This window comes from Arthrobacter sp. N1 (assembly GCF_048288285.1).
Taxonomy (GTDB): domain Bacteria; phylum Actinomycetota; class Actinomycetes; order Actinomycetales; family Micrococcaceae; genus Arthrobacter_D.
Map to the genome: position 1 here is coordinate 3,161,628 of NZ_CP102608.1, position 16,581 is coordinate 3,178,208.

At 71.0% G+C, this 16,581-nt stretch carries 15 protein-coding genes; 6 read left to right on the top strand and 9 right to left on the bottom strand.

Features of this window, described 5'->3' with window-relative positions:
* Positions 1-13: 13 nt before the first annotated feature.
* Entirely contained in the window at positions 14-3,091 is a 3,078-nt protein-coding gene (pulA, locus tag NVV32_RS14660; protein WP_422390651.1) for a pullulanase-type alpha-1,6-glucosidase, read from the bottom strand.
* Between the two features lie 146 nt (positions 3,092-3,237).
* Here pulA and NVV32_RS14665 point away from each other — a divergent pair, with 146 nt between their 5' ends.
* Positions 3,238-4,281: a LacI family DNA-binding transcriptional regulator gene (locus tag NVV32_RS14665; protein ID WP_422390652.1), complete on the top strand. Its 1,044-nt coding sequence runs from the start codon at positions 3,238-3,240 to the stop codon at positions 4,279-4,281.
* Here NVV32_RS14665 and NVV32_RS14670 read toward each other — a convergent pair.
* The 5 genes from NVV32_RS14670 to NVV32_RS14690 all read right to left on the bottom strand — a co-directional run bounded on the left by NVV32_RS14670 (position 4,278) and on the right by NVV32_RS14690 (position 9,218).
* Positions 4,278-4,733: a heat shock protein transcriptional repressor HspR gene (locus tag NVV32_RS14670; RefSeq protein ID WP_055767274.1), complete on the bottom strand. Its 456-nt coding sequence runs from the start codon at positions 4,731-4,733 to the stop codon at positions 4,278-4,280. The two genes, NVV32_RS14665 and NVV32_RS14670, sit on opposite strands and share 4 nt — an antisense overlap.
* Positions 4,734-4,783: 50 nt before the next feature.
* Entirely contained in the window at positions 4,784-5,779 is a 996-nt protein-coding gene (locus NVV32_RS14675; protein ID WP_055767271.1) for a DnaJ C-terminal domain-containing protein, read from the bottom strand.
* Positions 5,780-5,987: 208 nt separating this feature from the next.
* Positions 5,988-6,650 (bottom strand): nucleotide exchange factor GrpE, encoded by a 663-nt coding sequence (locus tag NVV32_RS14680; protein WP_055767268.1) that lies wholly within the window; start codon positions 6,648-6,650, stop codon positions 5,988-5,990.
* 2 nt (positions 6,651-6,652) lie between these two features.
* Positions 6,653-8,521, bottom strand: a complete 1,869-nt coding sequence (gene dnaK, locus NVV32_RS14685) for a molecular chaperone DnaK (protein ID WP_055767265.1) — start codon at positions 8,519-8,521, stop codon at positions 6,653-6,655.
* A 274-nt stretch (positions 8,522-8,795) separates the two neighbouring features.
* The gene (locus NVV32_RS14690; protein ID WP_422390653.1) at positions 8,796-9,218 is read right to left on the bottom strand and encodes a low molecular weight phosphatase family protein; all 423 of its coding nucleotides are present in this window, start codon (positions 9,216-9,218) and stop codon (positions 8,796-8,798) included.
* 340 nt (positions 9,219-9,558) lie between these two features.
* Here NVV32_RS14690 and NVV32_RS14695 point away from each other — a divergent pair, with 340 nt between their 5' ends.
* Positions 9,559-9,780, top strand: a complete 222-nt coding sequence (locus NVV32_RS14695) for a hypothetical protein (RefSeq protein ID WP_422390654.1) — start codon at positions 9,559-9,561, stop codon at positions 9,778-9,780.
* Positions 9,781-9,911: 131 nt separating this feature from the next.
* On the opposite strand, the gene NVV32_RS14700 is transcribed toward NVV32_RS14695, so the two are convergent.
* A complete protein-coding gene (locus tag NVV32_RS14700) occupies positions 9,912-10,628 on the bottom strand; it encodes a CHRD domain-containing protein (protein WP_422390655.1) in 717 nt (238 codons plus the stop codon).
* Positions 10,629-10,822: 194 nt separating this feature from the next.
* On the opposite strand from NVV32_RS14700, the gene NVV32_RS14705 reads away from it, so the two are divergent.
* Complete coding sequence (locus tag NVV32_RS14705) at positions 10,823-11,368, top strand: sigma-70 family RNA polymerase sigma factor (RefSeq protein ID WP_055767251.1); 546 nt, start codon at positions 10,823-10,825, stop codon at positions 11,366-11,368.
* Positions 11,365-12,102, top strand: coding sequence for a hypothetical protein (locus NVV32_RS14710; RefSeq protein ID WP_055767249.1), 738 nt, complete (start codon positions 11,365-11,367; stop codon positions 12,100-12,102). The genes NVV32_RS14705 and NVV32_RS14710 overlap by 4 nt, the downstream gene beginning before the upstream one ends.
* 85 nt (positions 12,103-12,187) lie before the next feature.
* On the opposite strand, the gene NVV32_RS14715 is transcribed toward NVV32_RS14710, so the two are convergent.
* The gene (locus NVV32_RS14715) at positions 12,188-13,816 is read right to left on the bottom strand and encodes an LCP family protein (protein WP_422390656.1); all 1,629 of its coding nucleotides are present in this window, start codon (positions 13,814-13,816) and stop codon (positions 12,188-12,190) included.
* Between the two features lie 182 nt (positions 13,817-13,998).
* Here NVV32_RS14715 and NVV32_RS14720 point away from each other — a divergent pair, with 182 nt between their 5' ends.
* Positions 13,999-14,958, top strand: a complete 960-nt coding sequence (locus tag NVV32_RS14720; protein ID WP_422390657.1) for a DUF368 domain-containing protein — start codon at positions 13,999-14,001, stop codon at positions 14,956-14,958.
* Positions 14,959-14,970: 12 nt separating this feature from the next.
* Here NVV32_RS14720 and NVV32_RS14725 read toward each other — a convergent pair whose 3' ends face one another.
* Positions 14,971-15,576 carry a LysE/ArgO family amino acid transporter gene (locus NVV32_RS14725; protein WP_422390658.1) on the bottom strand — a complete coding sequence of 202 codons (606 nt, stop codon included), beginning with the start codon at positions 15,574-15,576 and terminating at the stop codon, positions 14,971-14,973.
* 68 nt (positions 15,577-15,644) lie between these two features.
* Here NVV32_RS14725 and NVV32_RS14730 point away from each other — a divergent pair, with 68 nt between their 5' ends.
* On the top strand, positions 15,645-16,547 hold the full coding sequence (locus NVV32_RS14730; RefSeq protein WP_422390659.1) for a LysR family transcriptional regulator ArgP: 903 nt from the start codon (positions 15,645-15,647) through the stop codon (positions 16,545-16,547).
* Positions 16,548-16,581: the final 34 nt, after the last annotated feature.

Consider the following 16,581-nt stretch of genomic DNA (forward strand, 5'->3'; position numbering starts at 1 on the left):
TTCCCGGGCAGGGTCAGCGGGCCTCGAAGACCGCGACCGTCCGTGCCGGGACCGTGAAGGTGCCGTCGGCGGCGGCCGTCGCCCCGCGGACGACGTCGTCGCTCCCCTCCGCCTGGACGGTGTGCAGGGCGAAGCCGGCTCCGGCTGCGGCAGGGACCCGCTGCACCGTGGCGTCGTCGGACGCGTTGAAGACGACGACGATGCCCTTCCGCCCGGGATCGACGTCCGGGCCGACGGTGTCGTCGAGGTGCATGACGATCACGCCGGGCGCCTGGTCGGTACCGCTGCCCGGGAAGGACAGCTTCTGCTGCACGAGGTCCGCCGTGCCGAGGCTGAACAGCGGGCTGCCCTGCCGGATGGCGAGCAGTTCCTGCGCCTGCAGCCGGGCCGCCTCGATGTCCGCCGCGGTCGGCTTGAGGGCGGGATCGGCGAGCAGCGGCTGCATGAAGGCGTACTTGTCCTCGTTGTCCGCCCGGGGCGGGAGGCCCCTGCCGAAGCCGTTGTCGGTGCCCGTGTGGTCGAGGACGTTGAACCAGTCGCCGGAATCGTAGCTGTTGCGGTCCAGCGACTTGCTGCGGAGCGCTTCGCCGCCCGCGTGCCAGAAGGAGATCCCCTGGCCGAACGCCGTCGTCGAGAGCGCCAGGGTCTGCATCCGGATCCGGTCCGCCATTGCGGTGTCCGTGGGCAGCTTGAAGGCCAGTGCGTCGAAGAGCGTCTCGTTGTCGTGCGCCTCGACGTAGGTGATCGCCTCCTGCGGGTCCGCGGTGTACCCGGCGGGTGAGCCGTTGTAGTCCACTCCGGCGCCGGTCACCTCGTTGCCGAGGCGGTCCGTGAACCGGTAGTCCCTGAGGTTGCCGGTCAGTCCCACGCGGATCTGGTCCTGGGACAGCAGCAGGCGGGCCCGCTGCTCCTCCTCCGTGCCGTTCCCCTCGACGCCGTTGGGGTCGGTGAGCAGGCCGGAGGCGAAGCCCTGGATCCGGGGGTCGCCGTCGAACGGACCGCCGCCGCGCACGGCGTCGCGCAGGCGGTCGTTGAACGTTCCGATGCCCGTGCCGGCCATGGTCGTTTGCGTCGCCTGCTCGAACCGTGCGTTGTCGGCCACCTCACCGAAGTTCCAGCCCTCGCCGTACAGGTATACGGATTTCCCGTCGACGCCGTCGCGCTCGAGCGTCAGCCCGTCGAGGGCCGCCCGGACGTCGAGGATGTTCTGCTTGGAGTGGTGTCCCATGAGGTCGAAGCGGAAGCCGTCGAGCTTGTACGTCCTGGCGAGGGTGACGATGGAGTCCACCATCAGCTTGCCCATCATGGTGTGCTCGGTGGCGGTGTTGGGGCAGCAGGTCGAGGTCTCGACGGCGCCCGACGCGGGGTTCAGCCGGTGGTAGTAGCCGGGCACGATCCGGTCGAGGTTGTTGGTCGAGGACTGGCCCGCGCCGGCGGTGTGGTTGTAGACGACGTCCTGGATCACGCGGAGCCCGGCGGTGTTCAGCGAGGAGACCATGGTGCGGAACTCGGCGATGCGGGTCCCGTCCGACGGATCGGTCGAGTAGGAGCCCTCGGGCGTCGTGTAGTGCAGGGGATCGTACCCCCAGTTGAAGCCGTCCTGGCCGGCCACGGCCGTGACGCACTCCTGCTGTTCCGTGCCGTCGGGCGCGAAGGAGTCGAGATCGCAGCCGGGCTCCGCCTGGAGTGCGCGGTCCTCCTCGATGGTGCCGATGTCGTTCACCGGGAGCAGGTGTACGGCGTTCAGGCCACTGGACGCGAGGTCCGAGAGCCGCGTCATGCCGTCGCTGCCGGAGCGCCCGAAGGCCGCGTAGGTGCCACGCTCGGCCTCGGGCACCGTGGTGTCGGTGATCGAGAAGTCGCGCACGTGCAGTTCGTAGACGGACAGCTCCTCGGGCTTCTGCACGGCCGGCTTGGTGAGGCGCGACCACGACTGCGGCATGAGTGCCGGGTCCTCGAGGTCCACGATCAGGGACCGCTCGGAGTTCGTCGACAGGCCCACGCTGTAGGGGTCGGTGACGATGTTGTGCTCGACGGCGCCGGTCTCGGGGACGAAGACCTCGACGTCGTACACGTAGTACGCGCCCTTCCAGTCCTTCTCGCCCTTGACGCTCCACACGCCGTCCTTGCCCGCGCGCAACGCGCGGGTGGTGATCGGGCTGCCGCCCGTCCCGTCCCGGAAGACCTGGACCGAGACGCTGCGGGCGGTCGGAGCCCACAGGTCGAGCTGGGGCTTCCGGCCCTTCCAGCTCAGGCCGAGCTCCTGCCGTGCCGCACCGGCGTAGAGGCTGTCCAGCACCCCCGGCACCTGCACCCCGGTGGCGGCGAGGACGGACCCGTCCGGTGCGAGGGCCGCGAGCAGCAGCTGGCCCCTGAGGAGCTCACCTGCCCTCCGCACGTCCTTCTTCCCGAGCGTGAGGGTGGTGAGGGAGGAGAGGTGCGGGTATCTCGCCGCGAGTGCGGGGGCGAGCTGCGATCCGCTCACGGAGAGATCGAGGGAGGCGCCCCCGACGACGGCGCCGTCCTCGACCGCCAGGCCGCCGTCGGGCGACGAGTACAGGCGGTACCGCGTGCCGTCGGGGAGATCCGCGTCCCAGGCGAGCGTTTCGGGGGTGAGCCAGTGCCCGGCCGTGGTCGCCGTCGGGGCCGCGGGGACGTCGCTGGAGATCACGTGCGTGCGGTGGTCGTAGGTGAAGGTGACGGGGCCCCCGGGAGCCTCGAGGGCCAGGTTCGCACCACCCGCCGCCCCGTCCGCACCGTAGTTCTCGCCCCATGCATCGTTCAGCGCCACCTTGTACTCGTAGGAGCCCGCGGGGACGTCGAAGGTCGCCGTCCAGGTGCCCGGTGATCCGGGCTCGGGGGCAAGTCTTGTCGCTGCGCACTCGGGCTGCCAGTCGCCGGGGCAGCCGAGTTCCGATTGCAGTGAACCGACGAGGGCCACCGTGCCCGGCACGGCCGTGTGGTCCGCGAGCGCCGGCGCGGGCGTCAGGGTGGCGAGGAGGGGCAGGGAGAGGACGACGGCGGCGAGCCGGGACACGCGTGGGGCAGCCGGCCCCCGCGCCGGCCGGGCCGTGGTGTCGAGGAGTGTCATGGTGGTCCTTCCCCGACCGCGCGTCGCTGCGCAGCCGGACTGTCCAGGAGTGGTTCTCCCGACCCTAGGGAGGGGCATGACCCGTCGTCAAGCAACTTTCACGAAAACTTTCTACGCCTGGAGGCCGCCTGCGCTAGATTGACCTCATGACTTCCGAGACCCGGACCGACCGCCCCCGCCTGGACGACGTCGCCCGGACGGCCGGCGTCAGCGTGCCCACCGTGTCACGGGTGCTGAACGGCAAGGGCGGCGCCTCGCAGGAGACCCGGCAGGCGGTGCTCGCGGCCATGGACAGCCTGGGCTACGAGCGCCCGGCGCGGACGGCCGGCCGGTCGAAGGGGCAGATCGGCGTCGTGGTGCCCGATCTCGTCAATCCCGTCTTCCCGGCCTTCGCGGGGGCGATCGCCGCCCTGCTGGCACCGAACGACTACATCCCCGCCCTCTGCACACTGCCCGGCGGGGGCATCACGGAGGACGAGTACGTGGCCCTGATGCTGGACCAGGGCGTCAGCGGCATCATCTTCGTCTGCGCCGCGCACTCGGACGGTCGGGCGAGCGTGGAGCGCTACCGCCGGCTGCGCGGCCGCGTGCCGTTCGTGCTGGTCAACGGCGCCCGCCCCGAGATCGACGCGCCGTCCGTCTCGAACGACGACGCCACCGCGATCCGGACCGCGGTCCGCCACCTCGTGGCGCAGGGGCACCAGCGCGTGGGATTCGCGACGGGCTCGGACCGGTTCATCCCGAGCCGCCGGAAGCTCGAGGGCTTCCGTGCCGGGCTCCTCCAGTTCCTCGGCGAGGACGATGCCGATCCGCACATCGCGACGAGCATGTTCACCATCGAGGGAGGCCAGAGTGCCGCCGACGAGCTGATCGACAGCGGCCACACGGGCATCGTCTGCGCCTCCGACGTCATGGCACTCGGCGCGATGCGTGCGGCGCAGACGCGCGGGCTACGGGTCCCCGAGGACATCTCGGTGGTCGGCTTCGACGACTCACCGCTCATGGCCTTCACCGACCCGCCCCTGACCACGCTCCGGCAGAACATCACCGCGATGGCGGAGGCCGCCGTCCACGCCCTCGTCACCGAACTCGCCGGCGACCGCACCTCCCGCTCGGACATCCTCTTCCAGGCGGACCTCGTGGTCCGTGGCTCCACCGGAGCAGGACCGGCGGTCAGGACCGCGCCCTAGTTCGCGGCGCGCAGGGGCAGCTGCCCCAGAGGAGGCCGGACGGCCTCCGGTCGCCACACCACGACGGCCTGGCTCCGCGGGCGGGGGCGCTGCCCGCGCGCGAGGGTGACGACGTCGCCCGCGAGACCGGCGGCGAAGACGCGCCCCGACTCGGCCTGCACGCGCCGCTGCGCGAGTTCCGCGGTCAGCTCGCCCACGCGGGACCGGAGCGCCGCGACCTGGTTCTCGAGGTCGAGGATGCGGCGGATGCCCTCGAGGGACACGCCCTCCTGGGAGAGCCGCTGGATCTCCCGCAGGGTCCCGACGTCCTTCTGGGAATAGCGCCGCGCCCGTCCCGGGGCACGGCTGGGCGTGACGAGTCCCAGCCGGTCGTACTGCCGCAGCGTCTGCGGGTGCATGTCGGCGAGCTCCGCGGCCACGGAGATGACGTACACGGGCATCGTGTAGTCCATCGGTGGCCTCCTTCCGTGCCGGTCCTCCCGGCGTTCGCTCAAATGTACTGTTACAGGCGCGCCTTCGCGGCCAGGCCGTCCCGGGGATCGGCGTCCTTCGTCGCGTCCCTGAACGCCTCGACGGCGGCTTCCGCCTCCTTGGACAGGTTCTGCGGCACCACCACCTCGACGGTCACCAGCAGGTCTCCCGTGGTCTTCGACGTCTTCACACCGCGGCCCTTGAGGCGGAGGGTACGGCCCGACGGCGTCCCTGCGGGGATACGCATCTTCACGAGCTCACCCGTGAGGGTCGGGACCTCGATCTGCGCTCCGAGGGCGGCCTCGGGGAACGTGACGGGCACGGTCAGGCGGATGGTGTCGCCGTCGCGCTTGAACAGCGGGTGCTCCTTGACGGACACCGCGACCATGAGGTCGCCCGGACCTGCCTGGCCGGGCTGGCCCTTGCCCTTGACCCGGACCTTCTGTCCGTCGCGGATGCCGGCGGGGATCCGTACGTCGATCTGCTCGCCCGACGGCTCACGCAGGCCGATCGTGGTGCCGTTGATGGCACCGGCGAAGGAGATGGAGGTGCTGGCCGTCCGGTCCGCGCCCTTCTGCGGGCGGGACTGCTGGAAGCCGCCGGGGAAGCTGCTGCCGCCCATCCCGCCGCCGCCGAAGAGATCGGCGAACTCCGGGGGGAGGGTGCTGTTCGAGAACCCCGTGCGCTGGCGCGGCCCTGCGCCCTGGCCGAAGAGGTTGCCGAAGATGTCCTCGAACCCGGCACCGGCTCCCGCGCCCCCACCCGGACCACCGGCGGAGAATCGGGCACCACCGCCCATGGCGCGGATGGCGTCGTACTGCTGGCGCTGCTCGGCGTCGGACAGGACCGAGTAGGCCTCGGACACGTCCTTGAACATGCGCTCGGACCCGGCGTCACCCTGGTTCTGGTCGGGGTGGTGCTTGCGGGCGAGCTTGCGGTACGCCTTCTTGATATCGGCGTCGGACGCATCTTTGGAGACACCCAGGATCTTGTAGAAATCCTTGTCGACCCAATCCTGACTGGCCACTGGGCGTCTCCTTCCGTAGGTACTGCTGAAGATGTGGGGGCCGGACGGGTCCGGGCGTACCCCGAGCGCCCGGCCGTTTCCTCCCGACCGGTCAGGTCGGGAAAGACGGGTGGGGCTGTCTTCTGCGGGGCCCTTGATCTTCCGGAGCGAGCTCTGCGAGCTCAGGAATCTCGTCGGCCCGGGAAGACTGCCCCACCCGGTGTTCCAGTTACTCCGGAACCGCCACGATGACCTGGGCGGCCCGGAGGACGCGCTCGCCCTTACGGTAGCCCGCGCGGAGGATCTGGCTGACGCTGTCGGCCTGCACGTCGGCACTCGGCTGCTGCATGAGCGCCTCGTGGACGTTCGGGTCGAAGGCGACGCCGACCTCGTCGATCCGGGTGAGCTCGTACGCCTTGAGGACGTTCTCGAGCTTGCCGGCGATGGCCGCGAACGGCCCCCCGGCGAGGTCGCCGTGCTGGCGTGCGGCGTCGATGTCGTCGAGGACGGGCATCAGCGAGTTGAGCACGCCGATGACCGCCTGGTCACGGGCGACGTCCCGGTCACGCTCGACGCGGCGCCGGTAGTTGACGTATTCCGCCTGGAGCCGGAGGAGGTCGTTCCGCAGGTCCGCGACGACGTCCACGGCCGGATTGCTCTCGCCCTCCGCGCCCGCCTCATTGAGGATGGCCTCGGCCTGGGCCAGGGCGTCCCCCTCGGAGGCGTCGCCCGAGGGCGCTGCCTGCTCCCCGGCCGCGGGATCCTCCGCGGCCGGGGCGCCGGCGTCGTTCTGCTGCCCACGGACTTCGCCCGTTTCCGGGTCGATCTTCCGGTTGTCACGGAAGCTCACCGGCTCCGACTGGTGCTCTTCTTCATTTCCGTGGTGCGGCATGACTACTTCTTCTCGTTGTCGTCGTCCACGACCTCGGCGTCGACGATGTCCTCGTCGGAGCCCTCGGCCGTCGGCTGGTCGTCGGCGGGTGCGCCACCGGCCTGCCCCGCGTCCTGCTGGGCCGAAGCGTAGATCGCTTCGCCGAGCTTGGACTGGGATGCCTGCAGCTTCTCGAAGGCCGACTTCACCTCGTCGTCGTTGTCCTGCGACTCGAGCGCCTTCTTGAGGGCGTCGACGTCGGCCTGGACCTCGGTCCTGACCTCCTCGGGCAGCTTGTCCGCGTTGTCGGCGATCAGCTTGTCCACCGAGTAGGCGAGCTGCTCGGCGCCGTTGCGGACGTCGGCCGCCTCGCGGCGCTTCTTGTCCTCGGCCGCGTGCTCCTCGGCCTCGCGGACCATGCGCTCGATGTCCTCCTTGGAGAGCGAGGAACCACCGGTGATGGTCATCGACTGCTCGGTACCCGTGCCCTTGTCCTTCGCGGACACGTGGACGATGCCGTTGGCGTCGATGTCGAAGGTGACCTCGACCTGCGGCACCCCGCGGGGGGCCGGCGCGATGCCGGTCAGCTCGAACGTGCCCAGCGGCTTGTTGTCACGGGTGAACTCGCGCTCGCCCTGAAAGACCTGGATGGCCACGGACGGCTGGTTGTCGTCCGCCGTCGTGAAGGTCTCGCTGCGCTTGGTCGGGATGGCCGTGTTGCGCTCGATGAGCTTGGTCATCATGCCGCCCTTGGTCTCGATGCCGAGGGACAGCGGGGTGACGTCGATGAGCAGGACGTCCTTGCGCTCGCCCTTGAGGACGCCGGCCTGCAGTGCGGCACCGACGGCCACGACCTCGTCCGGGTTGACGCCCTTGTTGGGCTCCTTGCCGCCTGCGAGCTCCTTGACGAGCTCACCGACCGCGGGCATACGCGTGGATCCGCCGACCAGGACGATGTGGTCGATGTCGGCGACCTTGATCCCGGCCTCGGCGATGACGTCGTTGAACGGCTTCTTGGTGCGGTCCAGCAGGTCCTTGGTCAGGTCCTGGAACTTGGCGCGCGAGAGGTGCTCGTCCAGGTGGACGGGACCGTCCGCCGTGACGGAGAGGTACTGCAGCGAGATGTTGGTGGAGGTGGCCGAGGAGAGTTCCTTCTTGGCCTGCTCCGCAGCCTCCTTCAGACGCTGCAGGGCGATCTTGTCCTTGGACAGGTCCGCACCCTTGGCCTTGGCCTGCGACAGCAGGTAGTCGACCACGCGCTGGTCCCAGTCGTCGCCGCCGAGCCGGTTGTCACCGGCGGTGGAGCGGACCTGGATCGTGGAGAAGGCGTCCTCGTCCTTGCCCACCTCGAGGAGCGAGACGTCGAACGTTCCGCCGCCGAGGTCGAAGACGAGGATGAGCTCGTCCTCCTTGCCCTTGTCGAGCCCGTAGGCGAGAGCGGCCGCGGTGGGCTCGTTGACGATGCGCAGGACCTTCAGGCCCGCGATCTCGCCGGCCTCCTTCGTGGCCTGGCGCTCGGCGTCGTTGAAGTAGGCGGGCACGGTGATGACGGCGTCCGTGACCTTCTCGCCGAGGTAGCTCTCGGCGTCGGTCTTCAGCTTCTGCAGCGTGCGCGCCGAGATCTCCTGCGCGGTGTACTTCTTGCCGTCGATGTCGACGTTCCAGTCGGTGCCCATGTGGCGCTTGACCGATGCGATGGTGCGGTCGATGTTGTTGACGGCCTGGCGCTTGGCGATCTCGCCGACCAGCACCTCGCCGGACTTGGAGAATGCGACGATCGACGGCGTGGTGCGGGCGCCCTCGGCGTTCGCGATGACGGTGGGCTCGCCGCCTTCGAGAACCGAGACGACCGAGTTGGTGGTTCCGAGGTCAATACCTACTGCACGTGACATGCAATTTCCTTTCGACTGCCCGGGATTTGCGAGGCGCTCATCCGCCGGGCGCGTAGATTGAGCGTTCTGCACTCAACTATAGGCCCGAGGGCTCGAGGCACCAAATCACCTTGAGTCGGGTCGACTCAACTCCTCCTCGGGCGGTCGGCTCCATCAGGTCCGCCGGGGAGAGATCGCGTGTGTGTGGGGGGCTCCGACACCACGGAGAAGACACGCGGATGGACGTGCACCCCGGCAGGCCGGCGGATGCCGGACGGGCTGGTCCGCCGGCGCACTACCGGCGGGTGAGGGCGGCGTGCAGGGCGGTGACGCGTTCGAGGATGTCGTCCCGGACCAGGCGCATGCGCTCGATCCCCTCGATACCGCGTTCACCGGGCTCGTCCGTCTCCCATCGCTCGTAGAGCGTGCCGTCGACCTCGTCGACCTGCGCCTCGGCACCCAGGACGACGACGAGGTCCGCCCGCTCCTGGTCCTCGCGGGTGATCCGCCGGGGCATGTTCCGGCTGATGTCGATCCCCAGCTCGGCCAGGACCTCCGCGGAGAGGCCGTTGACGGCAGACCCGGGCTTCGACCCGGCGGAGGCACTGGCGACGGCACCCCCGGCCACCCTGTCCATGAGGCCGGCCGCTATCTGTGACTTGCCCCCGTTCTTAACGCACACGAACAGGACCGAGGGCGTGGCTGCCTTGAAGCTCATCGGGGTACTCACTTCTGCTCTGGAGGTCGGGATCAGGGGTCGCGGATCGGAGGCCGGGGATCAGGAGGCGGGACGGGCCGTGCATGACGCGGGGCTCGGCTTCCCGGACCCAGCCTATGCACCGCCGACTGCACCGTCGACTGCACCGTCGACGCTCTCCCCTGCAGGGCTGCGCACGGTCCGGCTCCCTGCAGGACGGCGCACGGTCCGGCGCCGGGAGTCCTCTTCCCGTCGTTCCGTCCGGCAGCCCCGGCCCTGGTCCGCTTCCGTGCTCGCCGGACATCTGCGGCGCGGCCCGCTCCCCTAGCCGCAGCCCGCGGTGCCGGGGCATACTGCGGTCATGGAACTCGACGAGTGGTGGGCAGCCGTCCTGCCGGAGACGCGGCAGTGGCTGGGCGATCACAACGGCGAGGCGCTCTCCCCCGAGGTGGCCGCGGACATCAGCCGCGTGGGCGGCCTGATCGCCGCCGACCCCTGGTGGATAGGTGAGCGCGGCCCCGACGGCGTCTTCCTCTCGGATGCGGCGACCGACTGGATCGAAGCGCGCGCCAACGCGGAGTGACGCCGGGGCGCGGTCCCGCGCGTCAGCGACGCGGCGGACCTTCCCGCGCCCCTGCACCTCCGACGACGGCGGGAGCCGGACCCGACGGAGGTCGGGACCGGCTCCCTCCTCGTCCTCCCTCCTCGTCCTCCCTACGCGACGCCGGCGCGACGGCGGACCAGCACCGCACCGCCGATGCCTGCTCCCACCAGCGCCAGCGCGCCGAGGGCCAGGGGCGCGGTCGACTCCGGCGAGGAGGCCGGCGCCGACGCGACGCCCGTGTCCACACCGCCCATCGGCAGGGCCGTCAGCTGGCCCCGGACAGCACCCGGCACGAAGCCGGACGTGTGCGTGTCGGCCGAGAAGCCGGCGGGGTCGGCCTCGAGTTGCTTGAGGGAGAAGCCCTCGCCCGTGTCCACGCCGTCGTCACCCGTCAGTCCCGTGGTGAAGGGGCCCTGGAGGCAGCCCGAAACCGTCAGGGTCCCCTCGCCCGCAGGATTCGGGAAGGCGATGCGGGGCGGGCCGTTCTTCCCCGCCGCGGTCTGGTGGATGTGGGTCGAGGTCTTCGCCATGCTCTGGAACGGCGGCGTGACGCCGTCGAGCGTGATGTCGTAGCAGATGATCTCGAGGTCCGAGTTGATCATGAAGTTGAACGTGCCGGTGGCACCGGGCTCACCCGGGGCGGGTGCGCCGTCCGGGCCGATCACGTTGCCCGGGAGCGCCGCGACCGTGTAGGCACTGGTGAAGGAGTCCGGCCGGTCGACGGCCGTCTCCGCGGACGCGGGCGCAGCGCCCATCGCCGTCACGAGCGCCGCTGTCCCGACGATGCCCGACAGCCCGGCGATCCTTCTCTTCGTGGTCCTCTGCATGGTGTCCCTTCCGATGTGCGCGCCGCGGGTCGGTGCGCCTGCGAAGGTATACTCGCGCTTGCGTCCGGGCGTTCATCGCCGCGGACGGACCGCCGTCGTCGCGGAGTGGTCGGACGTCGCGGACGAACCGGTGAACGTTTCACCACCCCCGGCTGTATCCCCTTCGCACCCACACCTGCGGACAGGCGGACACGATGCTCGGGACGACGGCTCGGAGGGCGGTTTCAATCAGGGACGACGCCGGCACGTTCGACGTGCGGGAGGCCTTCGACGAGCACGGCCGTGGCCTCTACGCCTTCGCGTACAACAGCACGCGCGACGGCGGCATGGCCGAGGAATGCGTGCAGGAGACCTTCGTCCGGGCCTGGCGGGCACGGGCCAGCTACCGGCCCGACCGCGGGTCGGAGCGGACCTGGCTGTTCGCGATAGCCCGGAACGTGGTGATCGACCAGCTGCGTGCCCGGCAGAGACGGCCCACTCCGGTCACCGACGACCACCTGCAGGCGTCCGCCACCGTGGTCTCGGAGACGGGACCGGCCGATGACCGGATCGTGCTGTACGGCGGGCTGGCGCGGTTGAGCAGGGAACACCGCGAGGTGATCGTCGCGGTCCAGCTGCAGGGGATGACCTACCTCCAGCTCGAGAGGCACACGGGCGTCCCCGCGGCGACGCTGCGAACACGGATGTTCTACGGACTGAGAGCGCTGAGGGAAGCACTGCGCGAGGAGGAGGAGCAATGAGCGATCAGCATGCACGCCGGGAGGCACTGCTCGCGGCTGCCCTCACCGGTGATCTCCACGGCGACGAGCAGCGCGACTTCGACCTCGCCTGCGCCGCGGACCCGACCCTGGCGGAGGAGCTGCAGGAGCTCAGGGACCTCACGCGGCGGCTGGGCCGCGCGGACCTGGCGTGGGAGGAAGCGCCGTTGCCGCCCGGCCTCGCCGAGCGCGTCTCCCTGGCCACGGATGCGGATCCCGTCGATCCCGCCGTGGACACCGCTCCGTCCCGCTCCCGGCGCACCGGCAGCAGGAGGCCCACGTCCGGGACCCGCCCGCGTCGGTTGCAGTTCTCGCTCGCCGCGGCCGGGCTCGTGGTGGCCGGTGCGCTCGGGGGGCAGGCCCTGACGGGAGCCCTGCAGGCTCCCCCGGACGGCCCGCCCGGGACGCTCGGCGCAATGGAGGACGTCGCCTTCTCGGAGCAGCCTGCAGGAACCACCGTCGACGCCGCCCTCGTGGCGCACACCTGGGGCACGGAGACGGTGCTCGAACTGGACGGGCTCGCCGTCGGGGAGGAGTTCGAGGTGGTGCTGGTGGGTGAGGACGGCGAGGAGTACCTCTCCGGCACCTTCCTCGGGGCGGACCGCACGGTCACCTGCCGGATGAACGCCGCGGTGCTGCGCGAGGACGTGTCCCAGCTCCAGATCCGCGACGGTGGGGGCGCCGTGGTCGCGGTGTCCGACGTCGTCGTGCTCTGACCGGATCATCGTCGTCGTGCTCTGACCGGATCATCACGGACGACGGCGGGCGGGAAGACGCCTGCGACGCCCCGCCGTCCCGGGGTCAGCCGAACGGGTTGGTGTCCTGGCAGGACACCTCATCGGCGGTCTGGTTGATGGCACCCGAGACGTCAGGACCGGCGACCTGGTCGAGCCCACCTGCGGCGTCCGCGCCGACATACACCTGCACACCGTAGACCGAGGGATCTGGAGCGGCGATCGACGCCGGCAGCCCGAGCAGGGCGGCGATGGCCCGTGCCTCCTCCTCGAAGCCCTCGCCGTAGTAGATGCCGGTGAGGGGCGTCGCGGGGGCGGGCATGCTCCCGGCCCCGGCGTAGCCGGCCCCCGTCAGCGCCGGGACGAGTGACGCGACGACGCCTGCGCCGCCCGTCCCGTCCGCGACGACCACGGGGACCGAGGAGGCTTCGGGCTGCGGACCGGTGTCGGGACTCGCGGTCGGGTCGGTGCTCCCGGCCGCGGGATCACCCTCCGCGGGAACACCTTCCGCGGGAACACCTTCCGCGGGAACGTCCGCCGCGGGCGTCGTCAGATCGGCACTGGACCGGAGTGCGGCGAAGAGTTCGGACGCGAGGGGTTCGTCCAGCACCAGGCGGTTCGGATCGGCCGCGGGCACCGTCGGGACCGCGATGAACGCGACCTTCGCCGGGTCGATGTCCTTCAACCGGTTCCCGATGGTGACCATGGCGGGAACGGTGGCCAGTCCCCTGTCCACGGTGAGGTTGCTGGTCAGGGCGTCGGCGATCCCGAGCAGTCGCTGCGGGTTCCCGAGAGTCCCCTCATCCTTGATCTTCCGGGTGAGCGAACCGAGGAAGGCCTGCTGAGCCTGGATCCGGCCGAGGTCACCGCCGTCACCGAACGCCGCGCGGGCCCGCAGGAACGCCAGGGCCTGCTCGCCCTGGACGCTCGAGGTCCCGGCCGGCAGCTTCAGGCCGGACTTCGGCTCGTCGATCGCCTGGGTGACACAGACGTCCACTCCCCCGACGGCGTCGGAGAGCTCGGTGACCGCGGTGAAATCAGCCAGCATGAAGTGGTCCACCTCGAGCCCCGTGACCTCGTTGACGGTGTCCACCGCACACCCCGGACCGGCGTCCCGCATGGCGCTGTTGATCATCTCGCCGGACCTGCCGTCGAACGAGCCGCCGCCCTGCCCGTCCGTGCAGGCGGGGATGTCCACGAGGAGGTCGCGCGGGAAGCTGAGGACGTTGACGTGCTGGTTGTCCGCGGAGATGTCGAGCAGCATCATGACGTCCGCCTGCCCGTAGCCCGAGGAATCGTCCTCGGCGCCGTAGGCCGCATTCGATCCGCTCCGGGTGTCCGAACCCAGGACCAGGATCTGCAGCCGGTCGGTGCGGTCGTCCACCCCGGACCCCGACGTCCCGTTGGCGCTGAGGTCGAGACTGTCGACGTTGGTCGCGAGTCGTACCGCCCAGTACCCGCCGAACACGACGACGGCCGTGACGAGAGCGATCACGGCCACCGCCACGGGACGCTGCCACCGGGGCCGCCCACCGTCCACGTCGTCGAGGCCACGGCCGGAGCGGTGACCGGCACGGTGCTCGGGCCGGCTCTCGTCCTGGTGCTCGGCCCTGCCCGGCACGAGGAGCCCCTCACCGGGATCGGGGCGTCGGACGGGTCGGTCCGCCGGCTGGGGCTGGTCGGGCAGGTGCGTCACACGGGTTCCTTCGGGTCCGGGCAGCACGAGGCGAGCCGGGGCGAGCGGGGCAAGCTGACACGGTAGCAGCAGCGTCTGGGTGTTCCGTGGGACGCAGGACGCCGATGCGTGGTGCCTCACACACGGTCGCCGCACCCGGTCCCAGGTGGATCGGCGGATGCCGCCGCCGTACGGTGAGGAGGATGGCTTTGCACCCGACACCCAGCGGCCCTGTACCTCCGAACCCCTCGCTGCGCGCCCTGCCCAGCTTCCTGCAGGGCGCCCTGATCGGCCTGGTGGAGCTGGTGCCGGGGGTCTCGGGAGGCACCATGGCCCTCGTCCTCGGTATCTACGACCGCCTCATCGCCTCGGCCGACCATGCCGTCCACGCCGTGACCGCGCTCCTCGGCGGGAACGGCCGGGCGGCGTCGCGCACGCATCTCCGCGCCGTCGAATGGAGGCTCGTGCTGCCCCTGGTCGTCGGCATGGCTGTGGCGCTCTTCACGCTGGCCGGACCGCTGCACGCCTTCGTCGACACGCAACCCGTGATCGCCCGTGCCCTCTTCCTCGGCATGGTGCTCGCGAGCCTGCTGGTCCCGCTGTCCATGGTCACGCGGCTGCTCCCGCCTCGGCCGGCACCGTGGGCTCTGGCCGTGTTCGTGGTGGTGGTCGTCGCTGTCGGCGTCTTCCTGGGACTGGGGCTGCCGACCCTGCAGGTGGGCGAGCCGCAGGGGTGGGTGCTCGTCCTCAGTGGTGCCGCCGCGGTCTGTGCACTGGTGCTGCCCGGTCTCTCGGGCTCCTTCATCCTGCTCACGATCGGCCTGTACGAGCCGACCCTCGAGGCCGCGAGTACCCGCGACCTCGGCTACCTCGCACTCTTCGCCGGCGGTGCGGTCCTCGGGCTCGCGACAGTGGTGCGTGGCCTGGCCTATCTCCTGCGGGCGAGGAGGCGCGTAACCCTGCTCATCGCCACCGGCCTGATCCTGGGCTCCGCGCGTGCCCTGTGGCCGTGGCAGGACGGGGCGGCCCTCCTCGCCCCGGATCCCGAGGCGTGGGCGGCTCCCCTCGCCGTGTTCGTGGTCGGTGCCGCCGTCGTCGTCGTGCTGTGGCTGTGGGACCGGCGGACCCAGGCGCGTCGCGTACCGCGACGACGACCTGCCTGACCGTCCGCCGTCCTACCGGACCACGAGGAGCACGGCGAGAACCAGCATGACGACGGCGATCAGCGCGTCGAGGACGCGCCACGCCACCGGGCGCGCGAACAGCGGGGCGAGGAAGCGTGCTCCCGCGCCGAGGGCGGTGAACCAGACGATGCTGCCCAGGCCCGCGCCGGCCGCGAACCACCACCTGCCGGTGGGGCCGTGCGTCCCCGCCAGGGAGCCGAGCAGCAACACGGTGTCGAGGTACACATGGGGATTGAGCCAGGTCAGGGCGAGGCAGGTGCCGAGCGCTGCGCGCCAGGACGTCGTCGCGGCACCCCCGGCAGCGTCGAGGGTCCCGCCCCGGACCGCCCTGCGTGCGGCAAGGACGGCATAGCCCGTGAGGAAGGCCGCGCCCGCCCAGCGGATCACCTCCAGCAGCACCGGCGCCCCCTCGATCAGGGCGCCGAGGCCGCCGACGCCGAGCCCGATCAACAGGAGATCCGACAGGGCACAGACCGCAACGACGAGGACCACGTGGGAGCGTCGGAGGCCCTGGCGCAGCACGAAGGCGTTCTGCGACCCGATGGCGACGATGAGGGTCAGGCCGGCAGCGAAGCCGGTGGCGGCGGTGGTGATCACCTGATCAACCTAGGAGTGCACAGCGGGTAAGACCAGCTAAAGCTTCTTCAGCATGGTAAGAAGTGCTCATGACACATGTCGACCCTGCACAGGCGCAGGCGCTCGCCGCGATCGTGGGCGGAGGCAGCTTCGAGGCTGCTGCCGCCACGCTCTCCATCACCCCGTCGGCGGTGAGCCAGCGGATCCGTGCCCTGGAGGTCGCCGTCGGACGCCCCGTCATCACGCGGGCCCGGCCGCTCCGGGCCACCGACGCCGGGCAGGCGATCGTGCGATTCGCGCGGCAGCTCGAACTGCTCACCGCCGACCTCTCGGACGAGCTCGCCGCGGAGGACCAGCGGAGCCGGCAGCGCATCACGATCGTGGTCAACGGCGATTCCCTCCACACCTGGGTGCTGCCGGCCCTCGCCCCGATCGCGGAGACGCTCCAGATCGAGATGCTCCGGGAGGACCAGGACCACTCGCTCGACTTCCTGCGCAGCGGCGCGGCCGCGGCGGCGATCACGTCGGTCGCGGCGCCGGTCCAGGGCTGCTCCTCCCACCCGCTCGGCATCATGCGCTACCTCCCGGTGAGCACGCGCAGCTTCCGCAGGGCCTGGTTCCCGGACGGCGCGACGCCGGAGGCACTGGGGAAAGCCCCCCTCATCGTCTTCGACCGGAAGGACGACCTGCAGGACGCCTATCTCCGCCCACGTACCCGGAGTGCCCGGGACGCACCACGGCACCACGTCCCCGCAGCCGAGGAGTTCGCGGAGGCCATCCGCCTCGGCATGGGCTGGGGCCTGGTGTCGGAGCTGGAGCTGCACAGGGATCGCGGGGACCTCCTCCCGTTCGACGACGACGGGCACCTGGACGTCCCTCTGCACTGGCAGCAGTGGCGCCACGGCTCGACGGCGCTCACGGCCGTCGGGTCGGCCGTCCGACGCGGCGCTGCGCTGCTCCGGCAGCCCGGGACGGGGCGGACGGAGCGGTGACGGAGTGTGATGGAGGGAGCGATCCCACGGCGTC